This is a genomic window from Sporosarcina sp. P2 (assembly GCF_002743255.1).
Lineage (GTDB): Bacteria > Bacillota > Bacilli > Bacillales_A > Planococcaceae > Sporosarcina.
Window position 1 is genome coordinate 43,440 of sequence record NZ_PDYY01000002.1, and the last position, 16,121, is coordinate 59,560.

15 protein-coding genes are annotated in these 16,121 nt (G+C 42.1%); all 15 read right to left on the reverse strand.

Annotated elements, in window-relative coordinates; all coding sequences use genetic code 11:
• Window positions 1-4 precede the first annotated feature (4 nt).
• Window positions 5-724, reverse strand: a complete 720-nt coding sequence (locus CSV67_RS02495; RefSeq protein WP_099630058.1) for a glycerophosphodiester phosphodiesterase — start codon at window positions 722-724, stop codon at window positions 5-7.
• Complete coding sequence (locus tag CSV67_RS02500; RefSeq protein ID WP_099630059.1) at window positions 717-2,270, reverse strand: flagellar assembly protein A; 1,554 nt, start codon at window positions 2,268-2,270, stop codon at window positions 717-719. Before CSV67_RS02500 ends, CSV67_RS02495 begins: the two co-directional genes overlap by 8 nt.
• A 523-nt stretch (window positions 2,271-2,793) precedes the next feature.
• Complete coding sequence (gene spo0A / locus CSV67_RS02505) at window positions 2,794-3,591, reverse strand: sporulation transcription factor Spo0A (RefSeq protein WP_099630060.1); 798 nt, start codon at window positions 3,589-3,591, stop codon at window positions 2,794-2,796.
• A 228-nt stretch (window positions 3,592-3,819) separates the two neighbouring features.
• Window positions 3,820-4,773 carry a SpoIVB peptidase S55 domain-containing protein gene (locus CSV67_RS02510; RefSeq protein WP_099630061.1) on the reverse strand — a complete coding sequence of 318 codons (954 nt, stop codon included), beginning with the start codon at window positions 4,771-4,773 and terminating at the stop codon, window positions 3,820-3,822.
• Between the two features lie 110 nt (window positions 4,774-4,883).
• The gene (recN, locus tag CSV67_RS02515) at window positions 4,884-6,584 is read right to left on the reverse strand and encodes a DNA repair protein RecN (protein ID WP_099630062.1); all 1,701 of its coding nucleotides are present in this window, start codon (window positions 6,582-6,584) and stop codon (window positions 4,884-4,886) included.
• Window positions 6,585-6,600: 16 nt separating this feature from the next.
• On the reverse strand, window positions 6,601-7,050 hold the full coding sequence (gene ahrC, locus CSV67_RS02520) for a transcriptional regulator AhrC/ArgR (protein WP_099630063.1): 450 nt from the start codon (window positions 7,048-7,050) through the stop codon (window positions 6,601-6,603).
• Between the two features lie 77 nt (window positions 7,051-7,127).
• Entirely contained in the window at window positions 7,128-7,949 is an 822-nt protein-coding gene (locus tag CSV67_RS02525) for a TlyA family RNA methyltransferase (protein WP_099630064.1), read from the reverse strand.
• Window positions 7,946-9,844, reverse strand: a complete 1,899-nt coding sequence (dxs, locus tag CSV67_RS02530; RefSeq protein WP_099630336.1) for a 1-deoxy-D-xylulose-5-phosphate synthase — start codon at window positions 9,842-9,844, stop codon at window positions 7,946-7,948. Before dxs ends, CSV67_RS02525 begins: the two co-directional genes overlap by 4 nt.
• Window positions 9,845-9,986: 142 nt before the next feature.
• The gene (locus CSV67_RS02535) at window positions 9,987-10,871 is read right to left on the reverse strand and encodes a polyprenyl synthetase family protein (RefSeq protein ID WP_099630065.1); all 885 of its coding nucleotides are present in this window, start codon (window positions 10,869-10,871) and stop codon (window positions 9,987-9,989) included.
• Window positions 10,864-11,106, reverse strand: coding sequence for an exodeoxyribonuclease VII small subunit (locus CSV67_RS02540; RefSeq protein WP_099630066.1), 243 nt, complete (start codon window positions 11,104-11,106; stop codon window positions 10,864-10,866). Before CSV67_RS02540 ends, CSV67_RS02535 begins: the two co-directional genes overlap by 8 nt.
• Before the next feature lie 2 nt (window positions 11,107-11,108).
• Window positions 11,109-12,458, reverse strand: a complete 1,350-nt coding sequence (gene xseA / locus CSV67_RS02545; protein ID WP_099630067.1) for an exodeoxyribonuclease VII large subunit — start codon at window positions 12,456-12,458, stop codon at window positions 11,109-11,111.
• Between the two features lie 63 nt (window positions 12,459-12,521).
• Complete coding sequence (gene folD / locus CSV67_RS02550) at window positions 12,522-13,391, reverse strand: bifunctional methylenetetrahydrofolate dehydrogenase/methenyltetrahydrofolate cyclohydrolase FolD (protein WP_099630068.1); 870 nt, start codon at window positions 13,389-13,391, stop codon at window positions 12,522-12,524.
• Between the two features lie 78 nt (window positions 13,392-13,469).
• A complete protein-coding gene (gene nusB, locus CSV67_RS02555; protein WP_099630069.1) occupies window positions 13,470-13,844 on the reverse strand; it encodes a transcription antitermination factor NusB in 375 nt (124 codons plus the stop codon).
• 520 nt (window positions 13,845-14,364) lie between these two features.
• Entirely contained in the window at window positions 14,365-14,751 is a 387-nt protein-coding gene (locus CSV67_RS02560) for an Asp23/Gls24 family envelope stress response protein (protein WP_099630070.1), read from the reverse strand.
• Window positions 14,752-14,767: 16 nt separating this feature from the next.
• Window positions 14,768-16,114: an acetyl-CoA carboxylase biotin carboxylase subunit gene (gene accC, locus CSV67_RS02565; RefSeq protein WP_099630071.1), complete on the reverse strand. Its 1,347-nt coding sequence runs from the start codon at window positions 16,112-16,114 to the stop codon at window positions 14,768-14,770.
• Window positions 16,115-16,121 lie beyond the last annotated feature (7 nt).

Sequence of the window (16,121 nt, forward strand, 5' to 3'; positions counted from 1 at the left end):
TACACTACCTTGATCCTTTTATTTTTTTGCGCACACGCTTCGGATAATCCGTAATCCAACCTGTCACTTCGGGGGTATCTGATAAAAAAGATTCTGCACCCGTTACACCGTACATTCGTAATATCTTCCCACTTTCGAGCAGCTGACTCTTAAACGGATCTTTCCACAATCGCTTATGGAAATGAAAAGCATTGACTTTATATAAATCAAGATTTTTCCAATCGACCGATTTTTTTCTAAGCAATAAAGCGGTTTCCATGTCAGAGTCTAGCTCTTTTACTATACGCATCGTTTCATAATCAAATGAAGAGAGATGGACGGTAGACAACGGTTCCACATAATGCAAAATTTGCTCGAGTGCAACAACTTGCCCATATACCGTTTCCTTTATTTCGACATTCAGCGCCAAATTATGTTCAGAACAGAAAGAAACCACATCAAATAAGATAGGTATGGGGTGACCAAACATTCGTCTGTAACTGCCCTTACCTATTTTAATGTGCTGCAGTTCCTGCGATGTCAATTGATCAATGCGCTGATCAATTCCGGCGAGACGTACTAATTCATTGTCGTGAATCACAACTAATTGACCGTCGCTCGTTTGCTGCACATCCAATTCGATTCCATCTGCACCTTTTTGTACAGCCCCTAAAAAAGCGCGCATCGTATTTTCAAAATAATGTCCAGATGCGCCACGGTGAGCAAATATTTTACTATCAGACATTTAATGCTCCTTCGCTTGTTAGTTCGAAAACACCTTTCGTCACGCGACTCAACATACTCGTTTTATCGCCTATTACAATATGGACGCCAGGATGTGCTTCACGCGTAATTTCAATTTTAGGCTTGCTAGCCACTTGCACAAGTTGCAATTTATTTTTGATTGTCTGATCAAGTGATACAATGTCTTGCCGTTTAACTTGCAATGTCTTTTCTAGCATATCTAACTGTCCATCCGGGAGACTCGCTTTGACGCTCGTCATCTTATCCAGTGTCTGCTCAATTTTCTTCAGTTCCGCATGCTCCGCTTTGAGCTTTTCCGCCAATCGCTGAATTTCTTCTAGCTCCATTTCTTTATTGACACCTTTGACGATCAGTTTCGTTAAACGTTCATGGCTATTGCCAACCGTTGCACATTCAATAGAAAACATTGCTTCTGCAACGCCACCGATCACCCGACCTTTATGTTTATCAATACAAATATGATCACCGTATAATTCAGATCCAAGTGAATAGAGACCGATGTTGACTCGTTCTCCGTAAATTTTGCAGTTATTCGCATGTTTTACATAAACATTTTTCTTCGCCTTAATAACGGTTTCTCCTCCACCAAACACGCCGCCTTTAATATAGACATCGCCTTCTTCAGAGTAGATTTCCTTAGCGTTTGTTACACCTTCTTTTCCTTCGATAGAAATATCCCCAGTAGCATTGACCGAGAAGCCCGCCAAAACCGTTCCCATTACACGCACTGAACCATCAAACGTAATCGATCCCGTTTTCGTCCCCACGTCATCCGGAATGATCAATTGCTTACCGACACTAATTGCTCCGTTCAGTTCTTCGAGTGCTCCGCCATGCAAAGCGCGTAAGACGATTTTGCCATCTTCCTCAAACTCCCCGACGGATTTTCGATCATAGACCAGTTTCATATCCTCGCCTTTTTTAGCTGCTATCGGTTCACCAAAGACGTTATAGCCTTCAAATCCATCTTTAGCGGGCGTCTTTTCACCCAACCATTCATCTTTCACAATCGGCGTCACGAAATTCAACTCATAGTGATCGACAGAGCCATCATCGCGAAGAATAGGTTTACGATCTGGCATCGCAATATACTCGACCTGTGCATCTTCTCCTTTAATAGGTTCTTTACCTACCGCAATAATCATTGGATTGCTCGGAAGATACGCCAGGCTGAAGAGACTTTCTTTATCATAGCGTACTTCTCTCTGATCGAGTATTTCTTCCGCCTGCTTCAGGAACTGCTCTTTATTTGCAAGAAATTCTTCATTCGTTGCATGAATATACAATTCTACTTTCATTTTACTAGGTGATATATATACTTCGCAAGGTGCGGAATACGACCCAATTTCATGCTGACCTTCCGTTTGAAGTGCTTTCATCAGCTCTTTGAATGAATTCAGTTTCAATCTAGGAATTTTAGAAGACAGTGCGTCAAATGATTTAAGTGGATATCCAGCTTTCTTCGTATTCATGATTACTTTATTATTTTCTTCCAGAAGTTCAAAATGTTCATTTTCAACTAACAACGAAATCCCTCCCTCTTTATTTAGTAGTATAGAAGATTGCCACACACTACAGGTAGCTCTTTTTGCGAGTACCCCACGTAAATAAGCATTTTCTCACAGCATCATTCGGTTTTTTTACCCTAGGAATCAATTATAGACTTTATACCCACGATACGATGGTTGCAGAGCTCATGCATACACCACTTCTTGAATTATAATGTTTTGGAATTAAACCCCATTTTAATTCATGTGCAGAATAGTGAAGTATTGAGCGGCCAAACAAACTTTATGAGCGCTTTGAGCTGAGTATAGAGCGGACGCAAATGAGGTGTGAGCGCTTACAGGAAGTGAAGAGCGGTCGCAGAGAAAGTATGAGTACGTACACGAATTAATGAGCACAAACGAATTCGCGCAAAATTATTCCCTTTACCATCTAACACTACACAACCACAACGTATCTTCCCTTACCCAAGTACAAACGAAAACCAACTAATACATCTGATTAGTTGGTTTGCATACACTCTCTATCATTCTATTACTTCAATCAGCTTACCATATGCTCCAAACGGATCTTATCCGCAATCATGGCAATAAATTCGCTATTCGTCGGTTTGCTTTTCAAATGATGTACTGTATAGCCGAACGTCTTCGAAATCAAATCGTAATTTCCACGGTTCCACGCCACCTCAATTGCATGGCGAATTGCACGTTCCACACGGGATGGAGTCGTATTATACTTTTTCGCAATGTCTGGGTAGAGAATCTTCGTGACCGATCCGAGCAACTCCACATCACTATAAACCATCTGAATTCCCTCGCGTAAAAACGCATAACCTTTAATATGAGCAGGTACGCCGATTTCTTTGATCATCGACGTAATCGCCGTATCGAGTACCTTCTGAGTTACAACACCTGTCGGTTGTGCGGAGGATTCCTGCACGACAAATGAAGGCGTCGTATTTTTCGGTTTCCCAGCAGCTTTAAAGATTTGCCCGATTAAGCGGTCAAATTCAAACGGCTTCAACATGAAGTACGAAGCACCCAGGTTTGCGGCTTGCGACATAACGTTTTCCTGTCCGAAAGCCGTCAGCATCATGATTTGCATATCTCCCATTTTATTCGTTTCATTCAGTGTCTCTAATACTCCAATACCGTCGAGATGCGGCATAATAATATCCAACAATAAAATATCGGGACGCTCTTCTTCTAACAATGTCAAGCATACTTGCCCATTATTCGCTGTCCAAATCACTTCTATTTCATCGTGCTTCTCAAAATATGACATCATCGTTTTCACAAGTTCTTTATTATCGTCAGCAATTGCTACTTTTATATTTTCCATTACCCATTCCCCCTGATTTAAAATCGGACATTCATTTCTTTCTCCCGCTGTTTCTCTCCTATTATCGTAAGTCATATATTTGACGATTTCTACATTTACTTAATTTTTCACTCAAAATGATACTTCTGAACGATGCTTTCTACCTATTTCGACTTTATTCCCTTTTCTTTGTATCGAACACCTATACGAAAAAGCAGCCTGTGCACTTTTTAGGCACAGGCTGCTTTTTCATTTCTCATTCGTTCTCATCGTCTTTAGAAAAAGCGCGGCCCCTTTTTCTGGCTCGTCCACGAACATATGCGTAATCGCACCGACAAACTTACCGTTCTGGATTATAGGACTACCACTCATACCTTGCAGGATTCCGCCCGTCTTACTCAGCAGTTTCTGGTCAGTCACTAGGATATGGAATTGTTCTTCTTCTATCTTCGTTATTTGGATGGAGAATTTTTCTACAGTAGAACCTTCCACTGTGGTGTAAATTTCTGCGGGTCCGATCATCAATTCAAAAGGCTGCATAATTTCAAGCGGTTCAGACAACACTTTATTATGAGCATTTTTCCAATGACCGAAAATTCCATACACGCTATTGATTTGAATATTTCCAAGGAATTTATTCTGATCAATAATCGAGGAGATTTTATACCCTGGAATCCCTGGAGAACTTTTCTTGATTTGACTGATTTCAGATAAATAAATCGCGCCTTTTTCAAAAGACGGAGCAGACTGCAACGTACTATCAATAATCTGGTGCCCCAGCGCGCCATACGTGCCGCTTTCCGGGTCGACGTATGTCAACGTTCCTGTACCTTCCGTTCGATCCTTCAGAAAAGGCGTGACGCGCTTAATGAGCGACTTATCTGCTTCAATGGTTTCATTCTTCCCATTACGCAAAATGTCGAGTACCATCGTAGCACGATCTTTTTGTAACGCCCGTTCGAAATGAACGAGTTGCTTCGTATCCGTACCGTTCAACTGGCGAATGATATCCCCTTTTTTTAACCATTCCTGCTGACTCACCTTGACGTCACTTGTTACATAAATACCACTTAAATCCATTTGAATACCAATGGAATCACCCATCGGAATGAGCGTTTCTTCATTTGCTAATGAAATTCCAGGCACTAGGCAGAGCATCAGGACGAGTGCTAAAAGCGTTTTGAAAGATTTATTCCATCCCATGTTTCACCTCCTCAACGAAAGATACCTTTGGTATGTCCTTTCGAAGAGAAAGTATGAAAGGGTAAAATAAACAGTGTCATTTTCCATGGAAAACGTTGTGAATTCATACTTTATTTGCGGAATTCCTTTTTGCGTTGATCAGCTAAAACTAAAAGTTCTTCAGCATGTTGAAGCGTCAATGTCGTAATTTCCGCACCCGACAGCATGCGTGATAATTCTTCTGTACGTTCTGTTTTCATTACGTCATGAATCGCCGTTTTGGTACGACCATCATGCACTTCTTTTTTTATGAGATAATGATGATCTGCCATCGCGGCCACTTGCGGTAAATGCGAAATACATAACACTTGTGAATGACTGGAGATCATAGAAATTTTTTCTGCGATGGATTGCGCTACGCGTCCACTAACTCCGGTATCCACTTCATCGAAAATAATCGATGTAACACCTTGATGTTGAGAGAAAATCGTTTTCAGCGCCAGCATCATTCGGGATAATTCGCCACCAGACGCCACTCGTACCAAAGGTTTGAGCGGTTCTCCTAAGTTTGTGGAAATCATAAATACGACTTCATCAAATCCATTGGCATCGAATTGATAAGGTTGTTTTTGGTGAATCTGTACTTTGAATGTAGCTTTTTCCATATACAACTGCTTCAACTGCTCTTCAATTCCCTTTTCAAGAGACAGTGCTGCTTTTTTTCGAATAATTGATAATTCATTCGCTTCAATTTCAAGATCTTTTACGTATTGTGCCAATAATTCTTGATTTTGATGCAATCTTTCGTCACGATTGACCAGTTGATCGAGTGCATCCGCAATTTTATCACGATAAATCAAAATATCTTCAAGTGATTTCCCATATTTTCGTTTCAAAGTCAAAAACAACGCTAATCGATCTTCGACAAATTCTAAACGCTCTGGCTGGAATTCCATGCCATCGATCATCCTTTTTAAATCATGTGAAACGTCTTGAAGCGCGTAAAATGAAGAATTAACTGTTTCAGACATCGTTTTGAGATCTTCATCAATGGAAGCTGCTTCTTCGAGATCACTCATCGAATTACCAACCCAATCAAGTCCATGCGACTCTAAAGACAATGCTTCATATGAAGTATTCAAGCGGTCAAATAGCCGGTTAAAATGTTGGAGCTTTACAAGTTCAGACTCCAATTCTTCTTCTTCACCGATCATTAAATTCGCTGCATCAATTTCTTCTAATTGGAATTTATATAAATCGATTTTCTGCGCGATTTGTTGTTCATCTTGTGTTTTCGCCGCAATAAGTTGCTGAAGTTTTTTATATTTCTCATATAATTCGGTATATGTAGACATGGAACGTTCAATAGGTGCCCCAATAAAGAAATCTAGCAAATGAATATGACGCTTTTCATTCATTAATTCTTGGTTTTCATGTTGTCCATGGATGTCGATTAGCAATGCGCCAATCTCACGCAATATAGCAATGGTCACGAGTTTACCATTAACGCGACAAACAGATTTCCCGCTGGCACTTATATCCCGGCGTAAAATCACGATACCTTCTTCCGTATCAATACCAAATTCAGTCAATTTCTCTGTTACATTTTCAATATTTTTATCGATGGTGAAAAGTCCTTGAAGCTCAGCTTTTTTCGCACCGTGGCGAATGAATTCCTGTGAACCACGGCCGCCAGCGAGCAGCTGAACAGCATCAATGATAATGGACTTCCCAGCACCCGTTTCGCCAGTCAGCACCGTTAGTCCATCGTCAAATGCGATTTCAAGTTGTTCAATAATAGCAAAATTTTTAATCGAAAGTTCGCTTAACAAAGAAACCTCACCTCGCTTATAGCATTGATAGTAATTTATCTTTTACGTATTCTGTTTGAGATTCTTCACGACAAATGATTAAACAAGTATCGTCACCGCAAATGGTTCCAAGCATTTCATCCCAGTCCAAGTTGTCGACAAGTGATCCAACCGCTTGCGCATTACCGGGAAGCGTTTTCAACATGATAAAATGACTTGCACTGTCGATGCCAACGAACGCATCCTCGAGCATACGCTTTAATTTTTCTTCCGTATTATAGCGATGGATAGGAGGGAGACTGTATTTATAGTTACCTGAAGGTGAAGGTACTTTAATCAAGTGCATTTCTTTAATATCACGCGAAACTGTCGCTTGCGTGACATCGGCCCCAGCGGCTTTTAAGCTCTCGACTAGCTGATCCTGTGTTTCTATTTCATTGTTCGTAATAATCTCTCTAATACGTAGATGTCGTTGTCCTTTATTCAATTGAATTCACTCCGATTCTGTTGAGTCCATAAACAAAATTATACTAATCATCTAAAAAACGCGCAACTCATTGCGCGTTATGTTAAATCATTATGTGCCTGTTTGACCAATTGCTTAAAATCTTCCGCAGTGAAATCAGTCATTGCTCCGTCTTCGGCAACTAAATAATACAAGAATTCAATATTGCCTTCTCCACCCGTAACAGGCGAATACGTAGCACCTTTAACGGAAAATCCCTCCGTCGCTGCCATCGCCGCGATTTTCTCCAATACTTCTAGATGTATTGCTGGATCACGGACAATACCTTTTTTACCGACTTTCTCTTTCCCAGCTTCAAATTGAGGCTTCACTAGCGCCACCACTTGTCCGCCCGGTACAATAATGTTTTTAAGTGCTGGTAAAATCAAGGATAACGAAATGAATGAAACATCGATCGTCGCGACTTCCGGTAATCCTTCCGTAAATAAATCAACCGTCGCATGACGGAAATTCTGCCGCTCCATCACTGTCACTTGTTCATGCTGACGAATTTTCCAAGCAAGTTGATTATAGCCAACATCCAGTGCATAACAATGTTTGGCACCGTTTTGCAGTGCACAATCGGTGAAGCCACCTGTGGAAGCTCCAATATCCAGGACAATCTTTTCTTTCACAGAAATAGGAAAAGACACCAACGCCTTTTCCAGTTTCAAGCCACCACGACTTACATATTTAATCGCGGGTCCTTTTACAGTCAATGGAGCATCCACTGCAATTTTTTCTCCCGCTTTTTCAATTCTTGTAGTATCGGAGTAAACAAGGCCAGCCATGATGGATCGTTTTGCTTGTTCACGGGATTCAGTCAATCCACGCTCTACTAACAACAAATCCACTCTCTCTTTTTTCACAGATGTACTCATACTTTCGCTCTTTCTGCTGCTTGCTGAATAGCCGCTGCTGTCACTTCTGCTACGTGATCAGGTGTCATATGGACTTCGACAAGTAATTTATCGACACTACCATGTTCAATGAATTCATCCGGAATACCGATTCTTTCGAAGATTGTGCCTGTATGACCCACTTGCTCTGCATACTCCAACACCCCACTGCCGAATCCACCAGCAAGAACAGCTTCTTCGATTGTAATGATGGGTTTGCCTTTAGCAAATAGTTCATCCAGTAAATTCGTATCCATCGGTTTAATGAAACGCGCATTCACAATCGCGACATTTTTGCCTTGTAATTTTAATTGTTCAGCAGCCGAGAAAGCCATGGGGATCGTTGTACCGAACGTCAAAATCGTTGCATCTTCACCTTCTTGCAACACTTCCCATGTGCCGATTGGAATCGTATGAAGTTCTTCATCCATCGGAACGCCATATCCATTACCGCGTGGGAAACGAAGTGCAATCGGACCTTCATCGTAATCGATAGCTGTCTTCACCATGTGTTGGCCTTCATTTTCATCTTTCGGCATCATAATGACTAAGTTCGGCAAATGACGCAAGAATGCGATATCAAATACACCGTGATGTGTTTCTCCATCAGCCCCAACCAGTCCTGAACGATCAATACCAACAAAGACATTGAGCTTCTGGCGCGTAATATCATGCAACATTTGATCGTATGCACGTTGCAGGAATGTCGAATAAATCGCGAGGAAGGGTTTCATTCCAGTTGCTGCAAGTCCCGCAGCCATTGTCGTTGCATGTTGTTCCGCAATCCCTACATCGAAGAAACGATCCGGGAATTCTGCTGCGAAAGATTCAAGTTTCGATCCTACAGGCATAGCCGGAGTGATCGCGACAATACGTCGATCAGCTCTCGCAAGCTTGCGTACCGTTTCAGAAACCAACCCACTCCAAGCAGGGCCAGTAACAGGGGATTTTACAAAATCTCCCGTTTCAATCTTATAGGGTCCCGTACCATGCCATGTACCGATTTTATCTAACTCGGCTGGGCTATAGCCTTTACCTTTTTTCGTAATTACATGAAGTAATACCGGTCCTTCCATTTTCTTTGCATATTGAAGAGAACGCTCCAATTCAACAAAATCATGGCCGTCAATCGGCCCCAAATACGTGAATCCGAGCTCCTCAAAGAAAATCCCGCTCACTACTAAATACTTCAAACTGTCTTTCACACGTTCCGCAGCCGTTGCGACTCTACCGCCTACTGCTGGGATTTTACGCAAGAGGAATTCGAGTTCGTCTTTTACATTATTATACTTGCCAGCTGTGCGTAATTTTCCGAGAATCGAGTGCAGTGCGCCAACATTTGGTGCGATAGACATTTCATTGTCATTTAGAATGACCGTGAGATTCGTTTTCTCGTGTCCAATATGGTTCAATGCTTCAAGTGCCATACCGCCCGTTAAAGCGCCATCACCTATGATTGGGATGACATAACTTTTTTCTTTTTTAATATCTCGTGCCACAGCCATTCCCATAGCCGCTGACAAAGACGTTGAACTATGGCCAGTTTCCCATACATCATGTATGCTCTCCGCCATCTTCGGGAATCCGCTCAATCCTTTATATTTTCTAAGAGTGTCAAACTCGCCAGCACGGCCTGTAAGGATTTTATGGACATATGACTGATGCCCTACATCCCATATAAACTTGTCGGTTGGGCTGTCGAAAATTTTATGCAATGCAATCGTTAATTCGACAACCCCCAGATTCGGTCCGATATGCCCGCCAGTAACTGATAAATTTTCAATTAGAAAATGGCGAATATCCGCCGCCAATGATTCTAACTGCTCTTTATCGAGCTCTTTTATAAAAGATGGATTGGTAATCTTTGTTAGATCCATCATGATCACACACCTTCATCAAGTAAGTAGGTCTTTCTATTTGCTCATTCGCACTATTTCCTGTTCATTCGACCAAGTAGTTGCTGTTTGTTTTCTACATTATAACAGTAACAACGTGCGACACAAATATAACGGTTCCAAATTACATTTTTCGCTCAATAATGTAATCTGCTAACAATTGCAACATAGACTCCCCTAAGCCAATGGACTGCAACGCAAGTAACGCTTCTTCATGACGTGCTTTTAATTGTTCGCGAGCCCCATCCAACCCTAGCAATGAAGGATATGTTGACTTTTCGCTTGAAGTATCACTGTTAGCTGGTTTGCCGAGCTGCTCGGTAGTTGCAGTCACGTCTAAAATATCATCTTGAATTTGGAAAGCCAATCCAATATTGTGAGCGAATCGGCGAAGTTGCTCGCGCTGTTCATCAGTAGCCTGTGCTAGCACAGCACCCGCTTCAATACAGTATGAGAGTAATGCGCCTGTTTTATGAATATGTACTTCTTCCAATTCTGCTAAAGGCAATGATTGCTGTTCGCCTTTCATATCGAGGACTTGGCCTTTCACCATTCCTTGTGCACCCGAAGCTTTCGCCAGTAATCCGACGAGCTCAATTGCTGCTGCAGGTGGTGTTTCCTGAAGATCTGCAAGCGCTTGGAATGCCATTGCTTGCATCGCATCACCCGAGAGCGTCGCTACATCCTCACCGTACACTTTATGATTCGTAGGTTTTCCTCTTCTAAAATCATCATCATCCATGCATGGTAGATCATCGTGGATCAATGAATATGTATGTATCAATTCGACAGAAGACGCCACTTTTACTGCATCCACCGAATCCTTTTTCATATCAAATAAAACAGCCATAACCAATAATGGCCGAATCCGTTTGCCGCCTGCGTCTACTGAATACATCATGGATTCGTGCAAAACGTTAGGAATATCGGACTTCGCCAGTTGGTTCGTCAATTCACTTTCAACTTTAGGTATCATTTCATCGACAAATGCTTGTAGTTTATCATTCATTCGGCTCACCTGCTGTTGGGTCAAATGAGGATTCATTACCCTCTTGATCAATCATGCGAATCAATTGTTTTTCTGCATTTTGCAATTTCTTCTGGCAATAAGCTGAGAGCTCCATCCCTTGTTTATACAACGTAATCGTGTCATCCAAAGGTGCTTCACCGGCCTCCAACTTCTGTACAATTTCTTCTAACTGGTGCATTGCTTGCTCGAATTGCATATTTTTCTCTTCTGCCATCCTTACTCGACCTCCTTTGGAATGATTTCTTTCACTTTAGTGGAAATAGATCCGTCTGCTAATTGAAGCGTCACTAGATCTCCGCTTGCTACATCATGAATCGATTTAATCACTTCCTGATTTTTATAACCGATTGAAAAACCTCTCTCCATTACTTGTAACGGGTTCAAGGCTTGCATCATGCGCATCAGGGCTACGAAGTGTTGCTGGCGCTGTTTAATGGTGTGTTCTGCAGCACGGTTCAAACGCATTTCCAACTGTTTCATTTGTTGTTGTTCTAGCTGGATGCGTCGAATCGGTGTGTAGTACTGAATACCCGCATATAAACGATCGAAGTTCATCTGTTTTCCCTGAACGATTGCCTCACTGCCGCGTTGCAAGCGATCTTCCAAGTTGTCGAGCTTCTCAATGAATGGTCGATATAATCGTTCCGGATATTGGAGCGGATAAGACGCTTGTGCCGTTTCTAAACGCTTATTCAACTGGTTTATTAAGGTCTGGAACGCCAGATAGATCGAACGTTGCTGATTTTTCAAGTGTTGGAATAATTGAAGCTGATCTGGCACGGCCATTTCAGCTGCAGCAGTCGGCGTCGGTGCACGTAAATCCGACACAAAATCTGCAATCGTCGTATCGGTTTCATGTCCGACTGCACTAATGATCGGAATCCGACTGGAGAAAATAGCACGTGCTACGTCTTCTTCATTGAATGCCCACAGATCTTCAATGGAGCCCCCACCACGGCCAACAATCAATACATCGACATTCGCCATGTGATTCGCTTGTTCAATCGCTTTCACAATGGATGGAACGGCTGTGCGACCTTGTACGAGAGCTGGAAACAGATACATCTCCGCCATTGGAAATCGTCGGTTGATTGTCGAGTACATGTCACGTAGCGCAGCACCTGATTCAGCTGTAATGAGGCCAATTCGTTGTGGTACTTGGGGAATAGGTTGCTTGAATCTTTCTTCAAACAATCCTTCTTGCTGAAGCTTCTTTTTCAACTGTTCAAAAGCTAGATACAGCGCTCCAATACCGTCTGGCTCCATTGTGTGTACATAGAGCTGATACGATCCCGCTGTTTCAAACACGGTCACATCACCTGTAATCAGAACGTTCATTCCGTTTTCAGGCTTAAATTGAAGTGTGTTGGAACGGGAACGGAACATCGCTGCCTGAATTCTTGTTTTATCGTCTTTTAATGTGAAATAAATATGTCCGGACGGATGAAGCTTAACGTTCGATAATTCACCTTTTACATATACGTTACGTAAATGTGGATCAGCGTCAAATTTACGTTTAACATATTTCGTTAGCGCTTGAACGGTTAAAAAAGTTTGATTGGACATGTTTCCGTCACCTGCCCTTTTATGTATAGAGAGGCGCTCCAAAAGAGCGTCTCCCGTTCAGAATTACTTATTTTCCGTACGTACCTTTAATCTTTTTTCCGCACTTTCAACGGTGTTTTTCAATAACATCGTAATCGTCATGGGACCTACTCCGCCTGGTACGGGCGTGATAGCACTTGCCTGTTTTTCTGCTGATTCATAATCCACATCTCCACATAGCTTACCGTTTTCATCACGGTTCATACCGACATCAATCACCACTGCGCCTTCTTTGATGTAATCCCCTGTAATGAATTTAGCTATACCAATTGCGACGATTAAAATATCCGCTTGTTGCGTGAATTTCTTCAAATCTTCCGTACGGGAGTGACAATACGTCACCGTTGCATCTTTTTGCAATAGTAGTTGCCCCATCGGTTTTCCTACAATATTACTTCTACCGATAATTACGGCGTGCTTGCCTGCTATATCTACGTTGGAACGCTCAAGCAATTGCATAATACCATAGGGTGTACATGGTAAAAATGTTTCTTGACCGATCAACATTTTTCCGACATTCATCGGATGGAATCCATCGACATCTTTTTCGGGGCTAATCGCGCGGATGACTTTGTTTTCATCAATATGTTTGGGCAACGGCAATTGCACCAAAATACCATCAATCGTCTCATCCTGGTTGAGCTTTTCTACTTCATGTAGTAGATCTTCTTCCGACACAGTTTCAGGCAATTTAGTCAGCACGGATTTCATACCGGCTTCTTTGCTCGATTTCTCTTTGTTTTTTACGTACGTCTCAGATGCTGAATTTTCTCCCACTAAAATAACAGCCAGTCCAGGTTGCACTCCTTGTGTGATTAAAGAAGCGACTTCTTCTTTTAATTCATTCCGGATTTCCTGTCCTATCGCTTTACCATCAATCTTTTTACTAGACATGATTTTCCCACCAAACTTTTTTTATTTGTAATGAAAGTTTATCGAGCTCAAACTTGCTACTAGTAGAGACGTTTTCGGTTATTGGAATTTAGAAAGTACCCCATTAACAAAACGGCCTGACTTTTCGTCACCAAATGTCTTACATAACTCAATCGCTTCGTTCATAATGACCCGATTCGGAACTTCTTCGTTATGAAGGAGTTCATAGACAGCCAATCGTAATACTGTTCTTTCAATCTTTGGCAATCTGTCGATGGTCCAGTTTTCCAATTTATTTGTGATTTCACTGTCGATTTCTGTCAAGTGTTGCGCTGTGCCTCGAACTAGTTGTTCATAAAATGAATCCAGTGGTGCTTCCACAATATAACCGATCGCTTCGTCCACGTTCATCTCACTATTATCTAGCTGAAACAGTGTTTGGATTGCTTTTTCACGTGCTTCTCTTCGTTTCATAATTGTTATCTCCTCTACCGCTCATCTTCAAAACCTAATGATAGCACAAAATGCAGGAAAAGAACTAGTGCAATCAAGCGATTTTATGTCACCTGTTTACATTTCCGGTCAATAAGTTCATAAATATTTGAGCCCGCAATAATTGGTAAAGAGGAAAGCACCATGATCAGCGAGTCAGAAGAATACTTTCTCATGGGGTTTTACATGGCTAGTCAACTTTTCATTGTCGTTTGAAGTGTTATTTGTAGATAACTAGTAAGGGTAATGTGAGTTTCGCTCATTAATTCGTCTATACGCTCATAAACCTTCATGTCCGCCCTACGCTCTGCGACACCCGCTCTATCCAGACCCGCACCCGCTCATAACTTTACGTCAAGCGCTCTATCGCCACCTGTATCCGCTCATTGCCCACCGAATCACAATTCTTCTAACCCTTTTTCTCGAAACAAAAAACCGAAGACAGACCCTACGATCTTGAGTAGGGTTGTCTTCGGTTATCCGCTCATTCAATAAGACGCACTCAGTTTTCGAAATGAATGCCTGTAATGTGGACATTCACTTCATGCGTTTGAAGCGAAGTCATATTCAAAATCGCTTGGCGAATTTCTTTTTGAATCTTTGTCGCAATCGTAGGGATGGAATGGCCATACTCAATAATGCAATACACATCGATTTTTAATCCTTCGTCTACCCATTCGGTTTTCACACCTTTTCCGTACATCACTTTCCCCAACTTCTCCGCAACACCTGATGCGAAATTCCCTTGGGTAGCAATCACTCCGCTAACTTCTGACGTGGCGATACCAATGATGACTTCGAGTACTTCAGGTGCGAGCTGGACTCGTCCGAGTGCGGCATCTCCAGACGGTGTCATTCCGACAAACGATGCATTTGTTTTATCAGCCATTACACTTCTCCTCCAATTATTTCATGACGTCGTACTTTTCTAGGAACTTTGTATCAAAATCACCTGACTGGAAAATTTCGTCATCCATTAAGTTCGCGTGGAAAGGAATCGTTGTATGAACGCCTTCGACTACGAACTCGTCTAGTGCACGTTTCATCCGAGCGACCGCTTGCTCACGCGTATCCGCATGAACGATCAGCTTTGCGACCATCGAGTCGTAAAACGGTGGAATCGTATAGCCTGGGTACACTGCTGAGTCAACACGTACACCAAAGCCGCCAGGAGGTAGATACATTGTTACTTTACCCGGTGAAGGCATGAAGTTCTTTTCAGGATTTTCTGCATTGATCCGACATTCAATAGACCAACCATTGAATTGAATATCTTCTTGTTTAAATGCTAATTCTTCGCCTGAAGCTACTTTTAGTTGTTGTTGAATCAAGTCGATTCCTGTGATCATTTCTGTTACAGGGTGTTCCACTTGAATTCGTGTATTCATCTCCATGAAATAGAACTTTTGATTGATATGATCAAAAATAAATTCTACTGTACCTGCACCGCGATAGTTACACGCTTGAGCTGCTTTAACAGCGGCTTCACCCATCTCTGCGCGTAGTTCAGGAGTCAATGCAGGAGACGGAGCTTCCTCGACTAGTTTTTGCATACGGCGTTGAATAGAACAATCACGCTCACCTAAGTGAACCGTGTTACCGTATTTGTCCGCTAGCACTTGAACTTCTACGTGACGGAATACTTCGATATATTTCTCAATATACACACCTGGGTTACCGAAAGCCGCAGCTGCTTCTTTTTGTGTGATTTTCACGCCATTTACTAGCTCTTCTTCATCACGTGCTACACGAATTCCTTTACCGCCCCCACCAGCAGTTGCTTTGATGATCACAGGGAATCCAAGTTCTTTTGCAATTTCGAGTGCATGATCTGCGTCATCCACAATGCCATCAGAACCGGGAACGATTGGAACTCCTGCAGACGCCATTGTATTACGCGCAACATCTTTTGTACCCATTTTAGAAATTGCTGCCGCTGTGGGTCCAATGAATTCGATATTTACTTCTTCACAAAGTTCTGCGAAGCTCGCGTTCTCCGCAAGGAAACCATAACCGGGATGGATTCCGTCACAGTCAGTTGCTTTCGCAGCACTGATAACGTTTGAGAAGTTCAGATAACTGTCTGTCGATAGACGTGGTCCAATGCAAACTGATTCGTCTGCTAGTTGCACATGTAGCGCCTCTGCATCTGCTTCAGAATAGACCGCTACTGTTTTAATACCCATTTCCTTACATGCACGAATGATCCGTACAGCAATTTCTCCACGGTTTGCAATTAATACTTTTTTCATTAGTTAC

Bases quoted from the DNA above. Each gene is read 5' to 3' on its own strand.
- CSV67_RS02495 (WP_099630058.1), bottom strand. From the start codon at position 724: ATGTCTGATAGTAAAATATTTGCTCACCGTGGCGCATCTGGACATTAT.
- spo0A (WP_099630060.1), bottom strand. From the start codon at position 3,591: ATGGAAAATATAAAAGTAGCAATTGCTGACGATAATAAAGAACTTGTG.
- CSV67_RS02510 (WP_099630061.1), bottom strand. From the start codon at position 4,773: ATGGGATGGAATAAATCTTTCAAAACGCTTTTAGCACTCGTCCTGATG.
- CSV67_RS02525 (WP_099630064.1), bottom strand. From the start codon at position 7,949: ATGAGTACATCTGTGAAAAAAGAGAGAGTGGATTTGTTGTTAGTAGAG.
- dxs (WP_099630336.1), bottom strand. From the start codon at position 9,844: ATGGATCTAACAAAGATTACCAATCCATCTTTTATAAAAGAGCTCGAT.
- CSV67_RS02535 (WP_099630065.1), bottom strand. From the start codon at position 10,871: ATGAATGATAAACTACAAGCATTTGTCGATGAAATGATACCTAAAGTT.
- CSV67_RS02540 (WP_099630066.1), bottom strand. From the start codon at position 11,106: ATGGCAGAAGAGAAAAATATGCAATTCGAGCAAGCAATGCACCAGTTA.
- xseA (WP_099630067.1), bottom strand. From the start codon at position 12,458: ATGTCCAATCAAACTTTTTTAACCGTTCAAGCGCTAACGAAATATGTT.
- folD (WP_099630068.1), bottom strand. From the start codon at position 13,391: ATGTCTAGTAAAAAGATTGATGGTAAAGCGATAGGACAGGAAATCCGG.
- nusB (WP_099630069.1), bottom strand. From the start codon at position 13,844: ATGAAACGAAGAGAAGCACGTGAAAAAGCAATCCAAACACTGTTTCAG.
- CSV67_RS02560 (WP_099630070.1), bottom strand. From the start codon at position 14,751: ATGGCTGATAAAACAAATGCATCGTTTGTCGGAATGACACCGTCTGGA.
- accC (WP_099630071.1), bottom strand. From the start codon at position 16,114: ATGAAAAAAGTATTAATTGCAAACCGTGGAGAAATTGCTGTACGGATC.